Here is a 15,279-nt window from a genome sequence, read left to right as displayed (position 1 = left end):
TAGGGGGCAGGCAATCAATGTTTACACAGGAGTTGCTCCAGTTCGCTCAGGGAGGCCACGGTCCAGGTCGGTTTGATTCCTTCCGGCAGGGGGCGGTTGTGCGCATTCAGCCAGCAGGTGGACAGCCCGGCGTTAATCCCGCCAAGGATATCGGACTCTGCCGTATCCCCTACCATCAGCACCTTTGCCCGGTCAGGGTTGCCGGCCTGGGCCAGCGCATAATCAAAGATTCTGGCGGCCGGTTTGGCCACGCCAACCTGTTCGGAGATCACTATTAAATCAAAGTAGTCACGAAAACCGGTGCGCTCCAGGCGGATCTGCTGCAGGGCGGTAAAGCCGTTGGTGATGATCCCGAGCTTCGCCTTGCCTTTCAGCGAAGCCAGCAGCGAGGCGGCACCCGGCAGCGGGGCGCAAATCTCGGCCATCGCGTTAAGGAAGGCGTGGTTAAGATCGCCTGGCGGAACGTTCAGACGCTCAGACCATCCCTGGAAACGTTGATGCTGCAGCTGTAACGCGGTGATGGCACCATTCTGATAATCCACCCACAGCGGTTTGTTCACCAGCTGGTAATCCTGGAAATCTTCAGCGGTAAAGGTCACGCTGTAGTCGAGAAACATCCGCTGTAAGCCGCCAAACGAATCAAACGTAAACAGCGTTTCGTCAGCATCAAAGAAAATCCAGTCCCAGTTCATCGTTACAACCTTTTTTGTTATCCAAGCGGCAGAGCCATGATGATAGCGTCTTCACGTCCTTCTGCGGTGGGGTAGTAGTTACGGCGGATCGTCGCCTCGTTGAAGCCCAGGCTTTCATAGAGTGCGATGGCGGCGGCGTTCGAGGCGCGTACTTCCAGCCACAGCGTGAAAACGTCTCGTGTTTCCAGCTCGCGAATTAAATGTTCCAGCAGCTCTCTGCCCAGCCCACGGCGCTGAAAGGCAGGATCCACGGCGATGTTAAACAGCGTCGCCTCATCCAGAACGACCTGCGTAATGGCGAACGCCGCCAGGGTATTATCGACATCCAGCCGATAGTTGAGGTAACGCTCGCCCTGGTTGCTGGCAAACGTTTTTTCACTCCACGGAAAAGCGTGGGCGCGTTTTTCGATCTCAAAAGCCTGGGCTAAATCAGTCGTCGTGAGGGAAGAAATTGTGTTCATGTTCGCAGATTTGTTGCCACAGCGCGCGACGTGCCGCCGGGTTCGCGTTAAGTTCGTCCAATACCGGGGTGGCCAGGTTGCCGCCCTCCAGTGCCATCTCTTCCGTCACGCCAAGCTGCCAGCTGTTACAGCGACCGTCTGGCGGCAGCATGGCCACGCGCTCGGGCGTCAGCTGCAGCACCTGATCGGCGTCCAGCTTCAGGGCGCGCAGCACGTCAGCAATCAACGGCTCGTTCAGCGCGGGCAGTTCCTGCGCCACCATCACCAGGCGAATGTGCGCCGGAAGCGAGATGGCGATTTCGCCCTGCAAGGCCGCCGGGCGACGCAACGCCCACTGGGTGATGCCCAGTTGCTGTAATTGCCTGTCTCGTCGGGATGCCATTGCGAAAACTCCTGTCTGTCAGGCGCGCAAATATACCAAATGTGTCGAATCTGCGCCATCTACCTACTATAATCCCCGCCTGAGTTTATTGAGGAACAATTCATGTCTGCATTTACCCCGGCAAGTGAAGTCTTGCTGCGCCACAGTGATGATTTCGAACAAAGCCGTATTCTGTTTGCCGGAGATATGCAGGATGACCTGCCTGCCCGTTTCGAGTGCGCTGAGAGCCGCGCCCACACCCAGCAGTATCACCACTGGCAGTTACTGAGCCGCCAGATGGGCGAGCGTGTTCGCTACAGCCTGGTGGCTGAGCAGAGCGACGTGGCGGACTGCGATACGCTGATCTACTACTGGCCGAAGAACAAACCCGAAGCCCAGTTCCAGCTGATGAACCTGCTCTCCCTGCTGCCAGTGGGCTGCGATATTTTCGTGGTCGGTGAAAACCGCAGCGGCGTGCGTAGCGCCGAGCAGATGCTGGCGGATTACGCCACGCTGAACAAAGTCGACAGCGCCCGCCGCTGTGGCCTGTACCATGGCCGTCTGGACAAAAAACCGACCTTCGACGCAGAAAAATACTGGGGCGAATATCAGCTGGATGGTCTGACCATCAAAACGCTGCCGGGCGTCTTCAGCCGTGACGGTCTGGACGTGGGTAGCCAGCTACTGCTCTCTACCCTCACGCCGCACACCAAAGGTAAAGTGCTGGATGTCGGCTGTGGCGCAGGCGTGCTCTCTGTAGTGCTCGCCAGCCACTCACCGAAGGTGCGTTTAACCCTCACCGATGTCGGCGCATCCGCGATTGAAGCCAGCCGCGCGACCCTGGCCGCTAACGGCATTGAAGGTGAGGTATTCGCCTCCAACGTGCTCTCCGACGTGACCGGTCGTTTCGATATGATCATCTCCAACCCGCCGTTCCACGACGGTATGGAAACCAGCCTCGAAGCCGCACAGACGCTGATCCGCACCGCGGTACGCCATCTGAACAGCGGTGGTGAACTGCGCATCGTGGCGAACGCCTTCCTGCCGTATCCGAAAGTGCTGGATGAAGTCTTCGGCTTCCACGAAGTGCTGGCTCAGACCGGCCGCTTTAAGATCTACCGCGCGATCATGACCCGCCAGGCGAAGAAGTAACGTCTCCCCCGGCCCGATCTCCCCGATCGGGCCATTTTTGCAACAATCAAAACATCCGGCACAATTATCTGTTGACGAATAGCTGAAAACATCTAGAATGCGCCTCCGTGGTTGCGATACTTTTTTGTATCGTTGGTATGCGAAGGTGGCGGAATTGGTAGACGCGCTAGCTTCAGGTGTTAGTGTCCTTTGGATGTGGGGGTTCGAGTCCCCCCCCTCGCACCAACAACCATGATTGATATTGCTCGCACTGGGCGAAGGTGGCGGAATTGGTAGACGCGCTAGCTTCAGGTGTTAGTGTCCTTAGGATGTGGGGGTTCGAGTCCCCCCCCTCGCACCAACGAGGCGATATCAATAAAATAAGATAACTGTGCGAAGGTGGCGGAATTGGTAGACGCGCTAGCTTCAGGTGTTAGTGTCCTTAGGATGTGGGGGTTCGAGTCCCCCCCCTCGCACCAATTATCTTATCTCTCCTGAAATTCTCTCTTGTTATTCTCTCAGTTCAGATTCATCGCCAGAACCCACATTCCCGCAATCAGCGCGACACAGGATGGCAGCAGGACAAAGTGCCGCAGTTGTTTATGCCAGATCATGGCGGATGAAATCAGCAATCCCGACACGATAATCAGTTTCCAGACCGCCAGCGACAGATCGGTAAAGGCCAGCCCGGCCATCATCGCCCCCGGCAGTATCACTCCCCATCCACTCCCTAACGCTCTGCTCAACATGATCCGTCTCCCGCCTCGATAATGATAACCAATATCATATGATATAATTTCTCATTTGTCAGCGCAGGGCGTAAATGTGTAAAAAATCTTGCGCACGGTTTTATCTATAGTTAGGATTGGCAATCATTATCATTTAGATTTTTATCCAGCTTACTTATGGCCATACGCTCCGCACACGTCATTGAGAATGTTATCTGGCAAACCCGCCTTCCGACCGGGCCTTCAGGGCTTGCGGATGCGGTACGCGATGCCATTGCCGGGACGCGTGCGCATATGCTGGATGTCATTAAGCTGGATGAAACGCCTCCGCATCACGCCCTGACGCTGGCACAGTGGCAACGCCCTGCCGAACTGCAGTCGCTGCTGGCGACCTATGCGGATCACATCTATCGCAATCAACCTACGTTAGCGCGCGAAAACAAGCCGCTGCTGTCGCTGTGGGCGCAATGGTATATCGGGCTGATGGTGCCGCCGATGATGCTGGCCCTGCTCACTCAGGACGTGGCGCTGGATCTCTCCCCTGAGCACTTCCACGTTGAGTTTCACGAAACCGGGCGCGCCGCCTGCTTCTGGATCGACGTCCAGGAAGACAGTCAGACGACCTCGCTTTCTGCGCAGCAAAGAATTGAAGTGCTGATTACCCGGGCGCTGATCCCGGTGGTTGAGGCGCTGGAAGAGACAGGTGAGATCAATGGCAAGCTTATCTGGAGCAATACCGGGTATTTAATTCACTGGTATCTGACCGAAATGAAAACCCTGCTGGGTGATGAGAAGGTCGACGCGCTGCGCCAATCCATCTTCTTTGCCCGCCAGCTGTCGGATGGGCGTGATAACCCGCTTTATCGTACAGTGGTTCCGCGCGACGGGTTGCTGGTGCGTCGCACCTGCTGCCAGCGCTATCGCCTGCCGGATGTGCAGCAGTGCGGGGACTGCACGCTTAAATAGCCAGACACTAAAAACGGCGACCTCTGGTCGCCGTTTTGCTTTTATTACGCCACCTGCTGACTTTCTTCGTCGGCACGCTGAGCCTCTTCGGCTTCCTGCGCCAGCAGCTGCTTCTCGTACACTTTGAAGAACGGGTAGTAGATGATGGCGGAGACGAGAGCTAACAGCACCACCAGGACCGCCGCGCGGAAATCCCAGCCCAGCGCCCAGGCGGCCCCTACAGGCGCAGGCGCCGTCCACGGCACCACGGAAATTACGCGACCAATCAGATCCAGCTTCATCGCCGCCCACGCCAGCACCGCATTCACCATCGGGGCCAGCAGGAACGGAATAAAGAATACCGGGTTCATAACGATCGGCGTACCAAAGATCACCGGCTCATTGATGTTGAAAATACTCGGCACCACGCTCAGACGACCAATCGAACGCAGGTGCGCCGAACGGCTACGCAGGTAGCAGAACACCAGCCCCATCGTCGCCCCGGAGCCGCCAATCACAATGAAGAAGGTCCAGAACGCTTCCATAAAGATATGCGGCAGCGGCGCGCTCTGCGCCAGCGCGGTCTGGTTCAGCCCGAGGTTGGTCAGCCAGAACATCTGCAGCATCCCCGAGACAATCGCCGCCCCGTGAATGCCTGCAAACCACAGCAGATGGCCGATCAGCACCGCCAGCAGGATTGCCGGCAGCGAATCCGCAGCGGATACCAGCGGCTTAAAGATAGCCATAATGGCCTGCGGGATCAGCATGCCAAACTCCGACTGAATGAACAGGCTCAGCGGATAGAGGGTTAACACCACCACCAGCACCGGGATCAGCAGATCGAAGGAGTTTTTGATCATCGGCGGCACCTGATCCGGCAGGCGGATACCGATGTTGTGCGCCTTCAGGAAACGCATCATCTCCACACAGTAGATCGCCACCAGAATGGCGGTGAAAATCCCCGTCCCTCCGAGGCTATCCACCGGCAGCGCGCCTTTGGTTTTTGGCGCAGCAATCAGCAGGAAGGCCATCAGCGACAGCATGGCGCACATGAAGGGGTCGAGCTGGTGCGATTTGACGTAGTGCTTGCCGAGGTTATAGGCGATAGCGGCACAGATATAGAGAGACATCACCCCCATGGTCATATCGAACGGGGTCAGGATCTGGCCTTCAAACTGTTTTGCCATATCCAGCCAGGCGCGGGCAAAGCCCCAGGTGGTGTCCGGCGAAAACGGCGGGTAAGCAAACACTAACAAGAATGAACCGACAATCATAAACGGCATGGCGGAGATAAAGCCGTCGCGGATCGCCATCACGTGACGCTGGGAAGAGATGCGTCCGGCAATGGGGCTGACATAGTTTTCGACAAAGCGGAATATCAGGTTAAACGCAGCATGGTTGGCAGACATAACGGCTCTCCTGTCAGACGATCGTTTCGGGCGCAGTCACGCCGCACGGTGTTCCATATACCACTTTCACCACCTTGCTGGTTCGCTTACCAGCGGTACTGCTCAAACGGATAGGTTTCATAATCGACTCTTATTATTTATGGGATACAGGGGAAATGACGTAATCAGTATTAATCTCTGATTCGCGGTCTGCAACCGGTTACTGTAACCGGTTTCCGTGATTGTGAAGAGGATCCAGAAATCGCTGATGTTGGCGTTTAGTGACTTAGGGAATATTTACTGAGCATAATTTCTTATGCCGGATTACGCCGAGTATTTTTCTGGAGGAAACAATGAGTTTGCAGTCTGTGCGCCAGTTTTTTGCTGACCATGCCCCTGACGTAGAAGTCATCGAGCTGGGTCAAAGTACCGCTACCGTTGCGCTGGCTGCCGAAGCGCATAATGTCGCGCCGGGTCAGATAGCGAAAACGCTGTCGCTGAAAATTAAAGATGAGGTGATTCTGGTGGTTGCCAAAGGTGACGCGCGCCTGGATAACAAAAAGCTGAAGCAGACCTTTGGCGCAAAAGCCCGGATGCTGAGCAGCGACGAGGTGGTAACAGTGACCGGCCATCCCGTCGGGGGTGTATGCCCTTTCGGGCTGGAAAATCCGCTGGCGATCTACTGCGATATTTCGCTGCGGGAGTATGCCGAAGTCCTGCCTGCCGCAGGTGCCATTCACAGCGCGGTGCGCATTTCACCGGAACGCATGGCCGAGCTGACCAAAGCCACATGGGTGGACGTTTGCCTGTAAGCCCTGCGCCAGCCCCGGGTCTGGCACAGGCGCTGTATCGCGGCTCAGGAATGGAGCGCAGGAAGGAAGCGCGGCGCGCGGTGATCGGGCACCGGGAAGTGCGTCAGAATATCTGCCGCATCCAGAAGCCCCACGTCGGAGTGCACGCCGAGCTTCATCATGGCATTAAATTTATGCGCCCGAATGGTTTTGATATTGCGATCCAGCTGGGTAGCAATCTCCTGGATGGAGTAGCCGCAGGACATAAACTGTAAAATGGCGCGTTCGGTCGGGCTCAGCAGCCGTCCACGATGAATATTCCAGTGATTGTTTATGCTGTCATTCACCCGGCGGTTCTCATTCAACAGTTTGCTGAGCTGCTCCTGCAGAGCGGCCAGCGGATCGGACTTGAGAATAATCCCGTGCAGACGTGAAGGTGAAAGCTGATTCATCAGGCTGGCTTCTTTCTCGTCTGACGCCAGCACAATGCGCTGAATCATACCGTGGCTGGCGGCCAGCCCTTTGATACACACCAGACAATTACGTCGTTCTTCACGCTCGTCTGAAAGTGAATAAATTAACGTTGAGTACGGGACAAAATTCAGTGTGGATTGAAAACTGGCGATATTATTAAACAGGTGTACTTCAAAACCATTAAATGCGGGGCTGGTAAAAAGGTGCTTCAGCCCCATAGCACTCATCATGCACTTTTCGACGATAGCGATATGTCTTTTTGCGGCGCTCTTTTCCATTCGTCTTGCTCTCCATAGGCAGAGAATAAACTCAGCTCTTTCATTCCCTTGGTGCTGTTAATCCACGCATACATTTCGGCATTACTGGTTAAGGAGAGTCTTCTCATGGCGCTATTCTTTTGCGCGCTTACCGTTTTATTACTTTTTTTCAGTAATGCTGCGATCTGATTAATTCCCCATCCTTTGCCAAGCAGGCGCAGTACTTTTCGTTCCGAAAAGGTCAACATGACATCATCCTGATTGTCATAAAACTCTTCCGGCTCGGGTTTTAACAATGTCTGACTAATACGTTCCGCATGCTCGCTCCCGGAGCGAATAGCGTTTACCACGCCTTCAATGGGCTCAATGTCGGAAAGCAACGTGCTTTCTGGCCGCATTAAGAGCTCGACAGCGAGGGGATAAATGGTACGCGGAACCAGATAAATCCAGTGAATATCCCGATACTGATTTTGTAGCCTGTAATACTGTTCGCAGAGGCTACGCGCATTGCGCTGGTCGCCAGAGAGATCCGTAATAACCACAATGGCGCGGCGTAGCTGAAGAAGCGTCAGTTCTTCCTGAGATCGGCTAAATGCGCGCTCATAGTCAGGAAAATAACGAGACATAATGCTACCGAGGCCGGTTTGCATTATGGGTGATTTACTAATTATTATTGCGCTTTTACAACTCATTGACGGCATTGGCGCTCCGAATCCTTTCATACAGTCATTCCACGTCTTTCATCCAATTGAAATACCTGCTTATTTATCAGGGCGACGTAAAAATGTAATGTTTTTTCCTTTTTCATTAGCTGAGCGAAATGAGAGTGCGATAAGAACCAGCATCACAAATTTATACACCGCCAAAACGGTTATTAATATCGCAAAATTAGCATTAAATGTTAATACCATCCCCCTGATATTTTCCAAATCCGGACGTAAGATATTCTAAATATAAAATTAATAAATATATAAATATAAAAACCATAGAAATCAATAATTAGTTGTTTCATTCATGGCGCATTATCGTAGCGCTAATCTGCCTAAACCTTGATCTAACCCAGAGCAAGCGTTACCGGGTTGTGTGCTAAAAGTAACCATTCCAGCCACTCAATCGTCACTCTCTCCTCAGGGCAACAGATGCAGGCAGATCAGTCATCACAACGCGCCGCTACGCGACTCTGTATTCAGTGCGGCCTTTTTTTATTGCAACACGGGGCAGAGAGCGCCCTGGTGGAGGAGCTCTCCACCCGACTGGGGCTGGCGCTCGGCATGGACAGCGTGGAGAGCGCGATCTCCTCGAATGCCATTGTGCTGACCACCATTAAAGCGGGCCAGTGTCTGACCTCCACGCGCAAAAACCAGGATCGCGGGATCAACATGCACGTCGTCACCGAGGTGCAGCACATCGTGATTATGGCGGAACATAAGCTGCTGGATGCGCAGGGGGTCGAAAAGCGCTTCAGCCAGATCAAACCGCTGCGCTATCCGCGCTGGCTGGTGGTGCTGATGGTTGGCCTCTCCTGCGCCTGCTTCTGTAAACTCAATAACGGCGGCTGGGACGGCGCCTTTGTCACCTTAATTGCCAGCACCCTCGCCATGTACGTGCGCCAGGTGCTGACGCACCGGCATTTGCACCCGCAAATTAACTTCTGCATCACCGCCTTTGTCGCCACCACGGTCTCCGGCCTGCTGCTGCGGGTCCCGGCATTTGCTACCACCCCCACCATCGCCATGGCCGCCAGCGTGCTGCTGCTGGTGCCGGGGTTCCCCCTGATCAATGCGGTGGCTGATATGTTTAAAGGGCACATCAATACTGGCCTTGCCCGCTGGGCGATTGCCAGCCTGTTAACTCTGGCTACCTGTATCGGGGTGGTGATGGCCATGACCTTATGGGGGCTACGCGGATGGGCATAATCGATTTTCTGTGGGCGCTGGCCCAGGACATGGCGCTGTCGGCCATTCCGGCAGTGGGCTTTGCGATGGTGTTTAACGTTCCCCAGCGCGCCCTGCCCTGGTGTGCGCTGTTGGGGGCCATCGGGCACGGCTCGCGGATGGCGATGATGACCGCCGGGCTGAATATCGAGTGGTCAACATTCATGGCCTCGATGCTGGTAGGCAGCATCGGGATCCAGTGGTCGCGCTGGTATCTGGCCCACCCGAAAGTGTTTACCGTCGCGGCGGTCATTCCCATGTTTCCTGGCATCTCCGCCTATACGGCAATGATTTCGGCGGTGAAGATTAGCCATTTTGGCTACAGCGAAGCGCAGATGATCATGCTGCTGACTAACTTCCTGAAAGCGTCGTCGATCGTTGGCGCGCTCTCGATCGGGCTGTCGATCCCGGGGCTCTGGCTCTACCGCAAACGCCCCCGGGTTTGAGAGTTGTGTTATCCCGCTGTGGTGGTGATAATCCTGGGTTCTCATGTGGCTAAGTAAGGAACGGATGTGTCTACCCCTGACAGCGAACACGCAGAAAACAGTGACGGATCCCGCCTGAAAGACAAAATTTTTCTCAGCGCCCTCTCGCTGTTTGCCGAGTACGGACTGAACGGCGCGCGCATGGAGCAGATTGCCGAAAAAGCAGGCACCACCAAACGCATGGTGGTGTATCACTTTAAGACCAAAGAAAACCTCTATCTGCTGGTGCTGGAGTATGTCTATACCCAGATCCGCGCCAGTGAAAAGCAGCTCAGTCTGGATGCGCTGCCGCCGGTTGAAGCACTGGTGAATCTGGTCGAAACCACCTTTGATTATCACGCTGACCACCCGGATTACATTCGGATTATCTGCATGGAGAATATGCAGCGCGGACGGTTTATGCAGCAATCGGCGCTGCTGCGTCAGGTAAACCGCAGCGCGCTGGATCTGCTGGAATCCATCCTTAAGCGTGGAAAAGCAAAGCAGCTGTTTAACCAGACGGTAAACGCCCGGGATCTGCACCGCCTGATCAGCAGCTTCAGCTTTCACTATGTGGCCAACAGCTACACCTTCACCCTGCTGTTTGAAGACGGGGCCGATGAGCAGGCCCAGCGCCAGCACTACCGAAAGATGGCGGTTCAGGTTGCCTTGCGTTATACCTGTCCATAGCTTGCACACAACCCTGAAATAAGGAACTCAACATGTCTTTAGATAAAGTTGTTTATACCGCCAAAGCCAAAGCCACCGGGGGCCGTGATGGCCGTGCCACCTCGTCCGACGGCGTTCTGGATGTCAAACTGGGTGTTCCCAAAGAGATGGGCGGCGCGGGCGGGGAAGTGACCAACCCGGAACAGCTGTTTGCCGCAGGCTATTCGGCCTGTTTCCTCGGCGCGATGAAGTTTGTGGCTAACCGCGACAAAATCACCCTGCCGCAGGACGCGTTTATTGAAGGGGAAGTGGGCATCGGCCCGCTGCCAACCGGGTTTGGCATCGAAGCGAAGCTGAATATTCATCTGCCGGGGATGGACGCCGCCGAGGCGAAAAAGCTGGTCGATGCGGCGCATATTGTCTGCCCGTACTCCAACGCCACCCGCAACAATATTGACGTGACGCTGAACATTATCTCCTGATTTTTCAGGGGGGCAGAGAGTGGGTATCAGACCCCTGCCAGCCCCCCTCCTCTCTGTGCTACCATAAGCCCATATCACGTCCGCAGTAATCCAGTAGAGAAGTATTATGTCCTCCAGAATTTTGACCAACAGCGTCACTGGCATTGATGCCTTTATGCACGATCCCCGCGCCGTGCTGGCCAATGCTGAAGGCGGTACTGTCGCCGTTTTTGCCGATAATGCACCGGCTTTTTATGCGATCACGCCCCAGCGTCTGGCTCAGCTGCTGGAGCTGGAAGCGCGCCTGTCGCGCCCGACCAGCGACGTCACTCTGGATACGCAATTCTTCGACGAACCCACCAGCGCGCCGGTTGCCGTGCCGATGGGCAAATTTGCCATGTATAACGGCTGGCAGCCCGACCCCGATTTTCAACGTCAGGCGGCGCTGTGGGGCATTGCCCTCACCCAGCCCGTCGCCCCGGAAGAGCTGGCCGCCTTCACCGCTTACTGGCAGGCGGAAGGGAAAGTCTTCCACCATATTCAGTGGCAGCAAAAGCTGGCCCGCAGCGTGCAGATCAACCGGGCCAACAATAGTGGGCTACAAAAACGCGATATCAATGCTATTTCTGAACCGGATAAACAGATTCCCCACGGATTCCGAGGTGCCAAATGAAAGAGTTCGGCGAACTGATGAAGCGTCTGCAAAAGATGATGCCTGCCAACGTCAAACCGGCCTTTACCACCGGCGAAGAGCTGTTGGCGTGGCAGAAGGAGCAAGGCAAGATCCGCGCCGCGGCGCTGGAGCGGGAGAACCGCGCCATGAAGATGCAGCGCACCTTTAACCGCTCCGGTATTCGCCCTTTGCATCAGAACTGCTCCTTCGACAACTACAAGGTCGAGAATCAGGGGCAGTTAAAAGCCCTGCAACAGGCGCGTCGGTATGTGGAAGAGTTCGACGGCAACATCGCCAGCTTTATCTTCAGCGGCAAGCCGGGCACCGGTAAAAACCACCTCGCGGCGGCCATTTGTAATGAGCTGCTGCTGCGCGGCAAATCGGTACTGATTATCACCGTGGCCGACATTATGTCGGCGATGAAAGATACCTTCAGCAACCGGGAAACCAGCGAAGAGCAGCTCCTGAACGATCTGAGTAACGTGGATCTGCTGGTGATCGACGAGATCGGCCTACAGTCTGAGTCGCGCTACGAAAAAGTGATTATCAACCAGATCGTCGATCGCCGATCCTCCTCCAAGCGCCCGACCGGCATGCTCACCAACAGTAACATCGAAGAGATGACCCGCCTGCTGGGTGAGCGGGTGATGGATCGCATGAAGCTCGGCGACAGCCTGTATTTGATTTTTGACTGGGAAAGCTATCGCAGCCGCGTGACCGGCAAAGAGTATTAGGATATTTACCCAGGAAGTCCGATGCCGCGGGGGTTTATACTGCCAGCCACTCCGCCCCGGCGGGCCATCGACAGAGTAGCTCCTATGAAAACACATTTTCTTCTCAGCGCCGCCTTAAGCACCCTGCTGGTCACCGGTGCAGCACAGGCAGCAACCTCCTGGCAGGATTCGCTCAACAGTGCTGCCAGCCAGCTCAGCGCGGGCAACAGCACCACCTCGTCTCAGACCGGCGGTCTTTCTCTCTCCTCACTGACCGGCCTGCTCAACAGCAGCACCGACTCCCTCAGCGCCAGCAACATGAATAACGCAGCCGGGATCCTCGAATACTGCGCCAAAGAGAAGCTGGCCTCGATGACTGATGCCACCAATATTAAAAATCAGGTATTAGGGAAACTGGGCCTGGAAACCCCGCAAGAGCAACAGCAGGACACCAACTATCTGGAAGGGATCCAGGGTCTGCTGAATGCGAATAACGGTCAGCAGCTGAACCTGGAAACCATCGGCAACACCCCGCTGGCGAAGAAGGTCAAAGCTCAGGCCTGTGATTTTGTCCTGAAGCAGGGTCTCAGCTTTATCTCCTGATCCTTTTACGCCGCGACCAGGTCGCGGCGTCTCTCCCTTCCGCGTAAAGCGACGCCCGTCAAACATTGCATTTTCTAAACCAAATCCTAACAACAGCACAATTTCGTGACACTACAATTGCAGCTAAATGGCATCGCCATTACATTGTATCACCCAAAAATTATACAGTTAGTCCGCTAACCAGCGACTGCCCTTATTGAGGATAAGTTGTTGTCAGAGTTTATTTCTGTTGCCCTGTTTCTCGCCTCGGTGGTGATTTATTCCCGCAAGGCGGGTCGTAATACCTGGTGGTTTGCCGTCACCCTTCTGGTGCTGGGGCTTTTTGTCGTTTTAAATATTACCCTCTACGCCAGCGATTATTTTACCGGGGATGGTATTAACGATGCCGTCCTTTATACCCTGACCAACAGCCTGACCGGCGCAGGGGTAAGTAAGTACATCCTGCCTGGCGTCGGCGTGGTGGTTGCGCTGGTGAGCGTATTTGCCCTGCTGGGCTGGATCCTGCGCCGCCGCCGTCATCATCCGCACCACCTCGGCTACAGCCTGCTGGCGCTGGTGCTGGCGCTCGCCTCGGTGGACGCCAGTCCGGCGTTTCATCAGATCACCGAGCTGGTGAAATCGCAATCGCGCGACGGCGATCCTGATTTCGCGGCCTATTATAAAGAGCCGGGCAAAACGATCCCGAACCCGAAACTCAATCTCGTCTATATCTATGGCGAGAGCCTTGAGCGCACCTATTTTGATAACAACGCCTTCCCGGATCTCGCCCCGGAGCTGGGCGCCATCAAAAATGAAGGGATCGACTTCAGCCATACCGCGCAGCTGCCCGGCACCGACTACACCATCGCCGGAATGGTCGCCTCCCAGTGCGGGATCCCACTGTTTGCGCCGTTCGAGGGCAATGCCTCGGCGTCGGTCTCCAGCTTCTTCCCGCAGAATATCTGCCTCGGCGATATCCTGAAAAACTCCGGCTATGAGAACTACTTCATGCAGGGTGCCAACCTGCGCTTCGCCGGGAAAGACGTGTTCCTGCAGTCCCACGGCTTTGACCACCTTTACGGCGCGGAAGAGTTAAAAACCACCGTCGCGGACCCGACGTACCGCAACGACTGGGGCTTTTACGACGACACGGTGCTGGACGAAACCTGGAAAAAATTCGAGGAGCTGTCGCAGTCCGGCAAACGCTTCTCGCTGTTTGCCCTGACGGTGGATACCCACCACCCGGACGGCTTTATCTCACGCACCTGCCAGCGCAAAAGCTATGCGATTGATGGTAAACCCAATCAGTCCTTCAGCGCGGTGGGCTGCAGTCAGGAACATATCGCGGCGCTGATCGAAAAAATCAAAGCCTCGCCGTACTTTAAAAACACGGTGATTGTGGTCTCTTCCGACCATCTGGCGATGAAAAACAGCGCCTGGGAGGCACTGAACAAGCAGGATCGCAGCAACCTGTTCTTTGTTCTGCGTGGCGATAAACCTCAGCAGGAGGTGATGGCCGTTAAGCGCAACACTATGGATAACGGCGCGACGGTGCTGGATATCCTCGGCGGGGATAACTTTATCGGCCTCGGCCGCAGCAGCCTCTCCGGGCAGTCACTGTCCGAGGTGTTCCTCAACATGAAGGATAAAGTGCTGGCGTGGAAACCGGACGTGATCCGCCTGTGGAATTTCCCGAAAGAGCTGAAAGAGTTCACCATCGACAGCCAGAAGAACATGATGGCCTTCTCCGGGAGCCATTTCCGTCTGCCGCTGCTGCTGCGCGTCTCCGATAAGCGGGTCGAGCCGCTGCCGGAAAGCGAATACTCCGCCCCGCTGCGCTATCAGCTGGCCGACTTCGCCCCGCGGGATAACTTCGTCTGGGTCGATCGCTGCTACAAGATGGGTCAGCTGTGGTCGCAGCCGCTGTCGCTCTCTACAGACTGGTGTGTTTCCCAGGGCCAATTGGGTGGCGAACAGAGCGTACAGCACGTTGATAAAGCACAGTGGAAGGGCAAAACCGCCTTTAAAGAGACCGTCATCAGCACTGACCGCTATCAGCGTAACGTCGATATGTTGAAAGTCTCCGATAACGACATCCGCTACAAGGCCGACAGCTTCGTCTTTAACGTCGCTGGCGCGCCGGAGGAGGTGAAGCAGTTCAGCGGTATTTCGCGTCCGGAGTCCTGGGGCCGCTGGTCCAACGCCCAGCTCGGGGATGAGGTGAAGATCGAATACAACCAGCCGCTGCCGGCGAAGTTTGACCTGGTGATCACCGCCAAAGCCTGGGGGCCAAACGCCAATAAACCGATTCCGGTACGCATTGGCAACGCCGAACAGACCCTGACCCTCGGTAATGAGGTTACCACCACCACGCTGCACTTCGACAATCCGTCGCACAGCAGCACCCTGGTGATTGTGCCGCCTGCGCCAGAATCCACCAACGAGGGGAATATCCTCGGTCACTCCCCGCGTCAGCTGGGGATCGGCATGGTGGAGATCAAAGTGGTTAACGCCGAAGGCTGACAGCATAAAAAAAGCAGCGCCCAACCAGATCC

General features: G+C 55.5%; 19 protein-coding genes and 3 tRNA genes. 15 read left to right on the top strand and 7 right to left on the bottom strand.

Translation table 11 applies throughout. The annotated features are described in order from the left end of the window. Positions 1–14: 14 nt before the first annotated feature. Genes yjjG through M8318_RS04550 form a run of 3 tightly spaced genes read right to left on the bottom strand, consistent with a single transcriptional unit; the run spans position 15 to position 1,535 of the window. Positions 15–692, bottom strand: a complete 678-nt coding sequence (yjjG, locus tag M8318_RS04560) for a pyrimidine 5'-nucleotidase (protein ID WP_262661121.1) — start codon at positions 690–692, stop codon at positions 15–17. Between the two features lie 17 nt (positions 693–709). Next, a complete protein-coding gene (gene rimI, locus M8318_RS04555; protein ID WP_106994145.1) occupies positions 710–1,153 on the bottom strand; it encodes a ribosomal protein S18-alanine N-acetyltransferase in 444 nt (147 codons plus the stop codon). Continuing rightward, entirely contained in the window at positions 1,122–1,535 is a 414-nt protein-coding gene (locus M8318_RS04550; protein ID WP_261644725.1) for a DNA polymerase III subunit psi, read from the bottom strand. Before M8318_RS04550 ends, rimI begins: the two co-directional genes overlap by 32 nt. A 102-nt stretch (positions 1,536–1,637) precedes the next feature. On the opposite strand from M8318_RS04550, the gene rsmC reads away from it, so the two are divergent. The 4 genes from rsmC (at position 1,638) to M8318_RS04530 (ending at position 3,124) form a co-directional block, all read left to right on the top strand. Beyond that, on the top strand, positions 1,638–2,666 hold the full coding sequence (rsmC, locus tag M8318_RS04545) for a 16S rRNA (guanine(1207)-N(2))-methyltransferase RsmC (RefSeq protein WP_262661120.1): 1,029 nt from the start codon (positions 1,638–1,640) through the stop codon (positions 2,664–2,666). Between the two features lie 139 nt (positions 2,667–2,805). Next, positions 2,806–2,891, top strand: a tRNA-Leu gene (locus tag M8318_RS04540). 29 nt (positions 2,892–2,920) lie between these two features. Beyond that, positions 2,921–3,006: transfer RNA gene (locus M8318_RS04535), tRNA-Leu, on the top strand. A gap of 32 nt (positions 3,007–3,038) precedes the next feature. Further along, positions 3,039–3,124, top strand: a tRNA-Leu gene (locus M8318_RS04530). A gap of 39 nt (positions 3,125–3,163) precedes the next feature. On the opposite strand, the gene M8318_RS04525 is transcribed toward M8318_RS04530, so the two are convergent. Further along, on the bottom strand, positions 3,164–3,394 hold the full coding sequence (locus M8318_RS04525; RefSeq protein WP_106994142.1) for a DUF1435 domain-containing protein: 231 nt from the start codon (positions 3,392–3,394) through the stop codon (positions 3,164–3,166). A gap of 156 nt (positions 3,395–3,550) precedes the next feature. Here M8318_RS04525 and fhuF point away from each other — a divergent pair, with 156 nt between their 5' ends. Beyond that, positions 3,551–4,339, top strand: coding sequence for a siderophore-iron reductase FhuF (gene fhuF, locus M8318_RS04520; protein WP_262661119.1), 789 nt, complete (start codon positions 3,551–3,553; stop codon positions 4,337–4,339). 44 nt (positions 4,340–4,383) lie between these two features. Here fhuF and M8318_RS04515 read toward each other — a convergent pair whose 3' ends face one another. Beyond that, a complete protein-coding gene (locus M8318_RS04515) occupies positions 4,384–5,727 on the bottom strand; it encodes a PTS sugar transporter subunit IIC (RefSeq protein WP_262661118.1) in 1,344 nt (447 codons plus the stop codon). A 332-nt stretch (positions 5,728–6,059) separates the two neighbouring features. On the opposite strand from M8318_RS04515, the gene M8318_RS04510 reads away from it, so the two are divergent. Further along, positions 6,060–6,518 carry a YbaK/EbsC family protein gene (locus M8318_RS04510; RefSeq protein WP_166181538.1) on the top strand — a complete coding sequence of 153 codons (459 nt, stop codon included), beginning with the start codon at positions 6,060–6,062 and terminating at the stop codon, positions 6,516–6,518. Between the two features lie 44 nt (positions 6,519–6,562). Here M8318_RS04510 and bglJ read toward each other — a convergent pair whose 3' ends face one another. Together bglJ and M8318_RS04500 are read right to left on the bottom strand one after the other, a co-directional pair. Continuing rightward, positions 6,563–7,198, bottom strand: coding sequence for a DNA-binding transcriptional activator BglJ (bglJ, locus tag M8318_RS04505; protein ID WP_262661144.1), 636 nt, complete (start codon positions 7,196–7,198; stop codon positions 6,563–6,565). Continuing rightward, on the bottom strand, positions 7,198–7,929 hold the full coding sequence (locus M8318_RS04500; RefSeq protein ID WP_262661143.1) for a helix-turn-helix transcriptional regulator: 732 nt from the start codon (positions 7,927–7,929) through the stop codon (positions 7,198–7,200). Before M8318_RS04500 ends, bglJ begins: the two co-directional genes overlap by 1 nt. Between M8318_RS04500 and M8318_RS04495 the strand changes: the two genes are divergently transcribed. The 9 genes from M8318_RS04495 to opgB all read left to right on the top strand — a co-directional run bounded on the left by M8318_RS04495 (position 7,880) and on the right by opgB (position 15,247). Next, entirely contained in the window at positions 7,880–8,179 is a 300-nt protein-coding gene (locus M8318_RS04495) for a hypothetical protein (RefSeq protein WP_262661146.1), read from the top strand. The genes M8318_RS04500 and M8318_RS04495 overlap by 50 nt on opposite strands. 188 nt (positions 8,180–8,367) lie before the next feature. Next, positions 8,368–9,144 (top strand): threonine/serine exporter family protein, encoded by a 777-nt coding sequence (locus tag M8318_RS04490; RefSeq protein WP_106994137.1) that lies wholly within the window; start codon positions 8,368–8,370, stop codon positions 9,142–9,144. Continuing rightward, the gene (locus tag M8318_RS04485) at positions 9,135–9,608 is read left to right on the top strand and encodes a threonine/serine exporter (RefSeq protein WP_262661117.1); all 474 of its coding nucleotides are present in this window, start codon (positions 9,135–9,137) and stop codon (positions 9,606–9,608) included. Before M8318_RS04490 ends, M8318_RS04485 begins: the two co-directional genes overlap by 10 nt. Before the next feature lie 66 nt (positions 9,609–9,674). Beyond that, positions 9,675–10,316: a TetR family transcriptional regulator gene (locus M8318_RS04480; protein WP_262661116.1), complete on the top strand. Its 642-nt coding sequence runs from the start codon at positions 9,675–9,677 to the stop codon at positions 10,314–10,316. Between the two features lie 32 nt (positions 10,317–10,348). Continuing rightward, entirely contained in the window at positions 10,349–10,777 is a 429-nt protein-coding gene (locus M8318_RS04475; protein ID WP_142488135.1) for an organic hydroperoxide resistance protein, read from the top strand. Positions 10,778–10,883: 106 nt separating this feature from the next. Next, positions 10,884–11,429, top strand: coding sequence for a primosomal protein DnaT (gene dnaT, locus M8318_RS04470; protein WP_262661115.1), 546 nt, complete (start codon positions 10,884–10,886; stop codon positions 11,427–11,429). Then, positions 11,426–12,163: a DNA replication protein DnaC gene (gene dnaC, locus M8318_RS04465; RefSeq protein WP_262661114.1), complete on the top strand. Its 738-nt coding sequence runs from the start codon at positions 11,426–11,428 to the stop codon at positions 12,161–12,163. The genes dnaT and dnaC overlap by 4 nt, the downstream gene beginning before the upstream one ends. An 84-nt stretch (positions 12,164–12,247) precedes the next feature. After that, on the top strand, positions 12,248–12,745 hold the full coding sequence (locus M8318_RS04460) for a DUF2501 domain-containing protein (protein ID WP_262661113.1): 498 nt from the start codon (positions 12,248–12,250) through the stop codon (positions 12,743–12,745). 210 nt (positions 12,746–12,955) lie between these two features. After that, positions 12,956–15,247, top strand: coding sequence for a phosphatidylglycerol--membrane-oligosaccharide glycerophosphotransferase (opgB, locus tag M8318_RS04455; RefSeq protein WP_262661112.1), 2,292 nt, complete (start codon positions 12,956–12,958; stop codon positions 15,245–15,247). Positions 15,248–15,279 lie beyond the last annotated feature (32 nt).

Source organism: Leclercia tamurae (assembly GCF_025566055.1).
GTDB lineage: Bacteria > Pseudomonadota > Gammaproteobacteria > Enterobacterales > Enterobacteriaceae > Enterobacter > Enterobacter tamurae.
The sequence above is the reverse complement of the archived record's forward strand: the minus strand, read 5'-3'. Positions and strand labels throughout refer to the sequence as shown.

Excerpts from the sequence above, each read along its gene's own strand:
- yjjG (WP_262661121.1), bottom strand. The coding sequence starts at position 692 with ATGAACTGGGACTGGATTTTCTTTGATGCTGACGAAACGCTGTTTACG.
- rimI (WP_106994145.1), bottom strand. The coding sequence starts at position 1,153 with ATGAACACAATTTCTTCCCTCACGACGACTGATTTAGCCCAGGCTTTT.
- M8318_RS04550 (WP_261644725.1), bottom strand. The coding sequence starts at position 1,535 with ATGGCATCCCGACGAGACAGGCAATTACAGCAACTGGGCATCACCCAG.
- rsmC (WP_262661120.1), top strand. The coding sequence starts at position 1,638 with ATGTCTGCATTTACCCCGGCAAGTGAAGTCTTGCTGCGCCACAGTGAT.
- M8318_RS04525 (WP_106994142.1), bottom strand. The coding sequence starts at position 3,394 with ATGTTGAGCAGAGCGTTAGGGAGTGGATGGGGAGTGATACTGCCGGGG.
- fhuF (WP_262661119.1), top strand. The coding sequence starts at position 3,551 with ATGGCCATACGCTCCGCACACGTCATTGAGAATGTTATCTGGCAAACC.
- M8318_RS04515 (WP_262661118.1), bottom strand. The coding sequence starts at position 5,727 with ATGTCTGCCAACCATGCTGCGTTTAACCTGATATTCCGCTTTGTCGAA.
- M8318_RS04510 (WP_166181538.1), top strand. The coding sequence starts at position 6,060 with ATGAGTTTGCAGTCTGTGCGCCAGTTTTTTGCTGACCATGCCCCTGAC.
- bglJ (WP_262661144.1), bottom strand. The coding sequence starts at position 7,198 with ATGAGTGCTATGGGGCTGAAGCACCTTTTTACCAGCCCCGCATTTAAT.
- M8318_RS04495 (WP_262661146.1), top strand. The coding sequence starts at position 7,880 with ATGGGTGATTTACTAATTATTATTGCGCTTTTACAACTCATTGACGGC.
- M8318_RS04500 (WP_262661143.1), bottom strand. The coding sequence starts at position 7,929 with ATGCCGTCAATGAGTTGTAAAAGCGCAATAATAATTAGTAAATCACCC.
- M8318_RS04490 (WP_106994137.1), top strand. The coding sequence starts at position 8,368 with ATGCAGGCAGATCAGTCATCACAACGCGCCGCTACGCGACTCTGTATT.
- M8318_RS04485 (WP_262661117.1), top strand. The coding sequence starts at position 9,135 with ATGGGCATAATCGATTTTCTGTGGGCGCTGGCCCAGGACATGGCGCTG.
- M8318_RS04475 (WP_142488135.1), top strand. The coding sequence starts at position 10,349 with ATGTCTTTAGATAAAGTTGTTTATACCGCCAAAGCCAAAGCCACCGGG.
- dnaT (WP_262661115.1), top strand. The coding sequence starts at position 10,884 with ATGTCCTCCAGAATTTTGACCAACAGCGTCACTGGCATTGATGCCTTT.
- dnaC (WP_262661114.1), top strand. The coding sequence starts at position 11,426 with ATGAAAGAGTTCGGCGAACTGATGAAGCGTCTGCAAAAGATGATGCCT.
- M8318_RS04460 (WP_262661113.1), top strand. The coding sequence starts at position 12,248 with ATGAAAACACATTTTCTTCTCAGCGCCGCCTTAAGCACCCTGCTGGTC.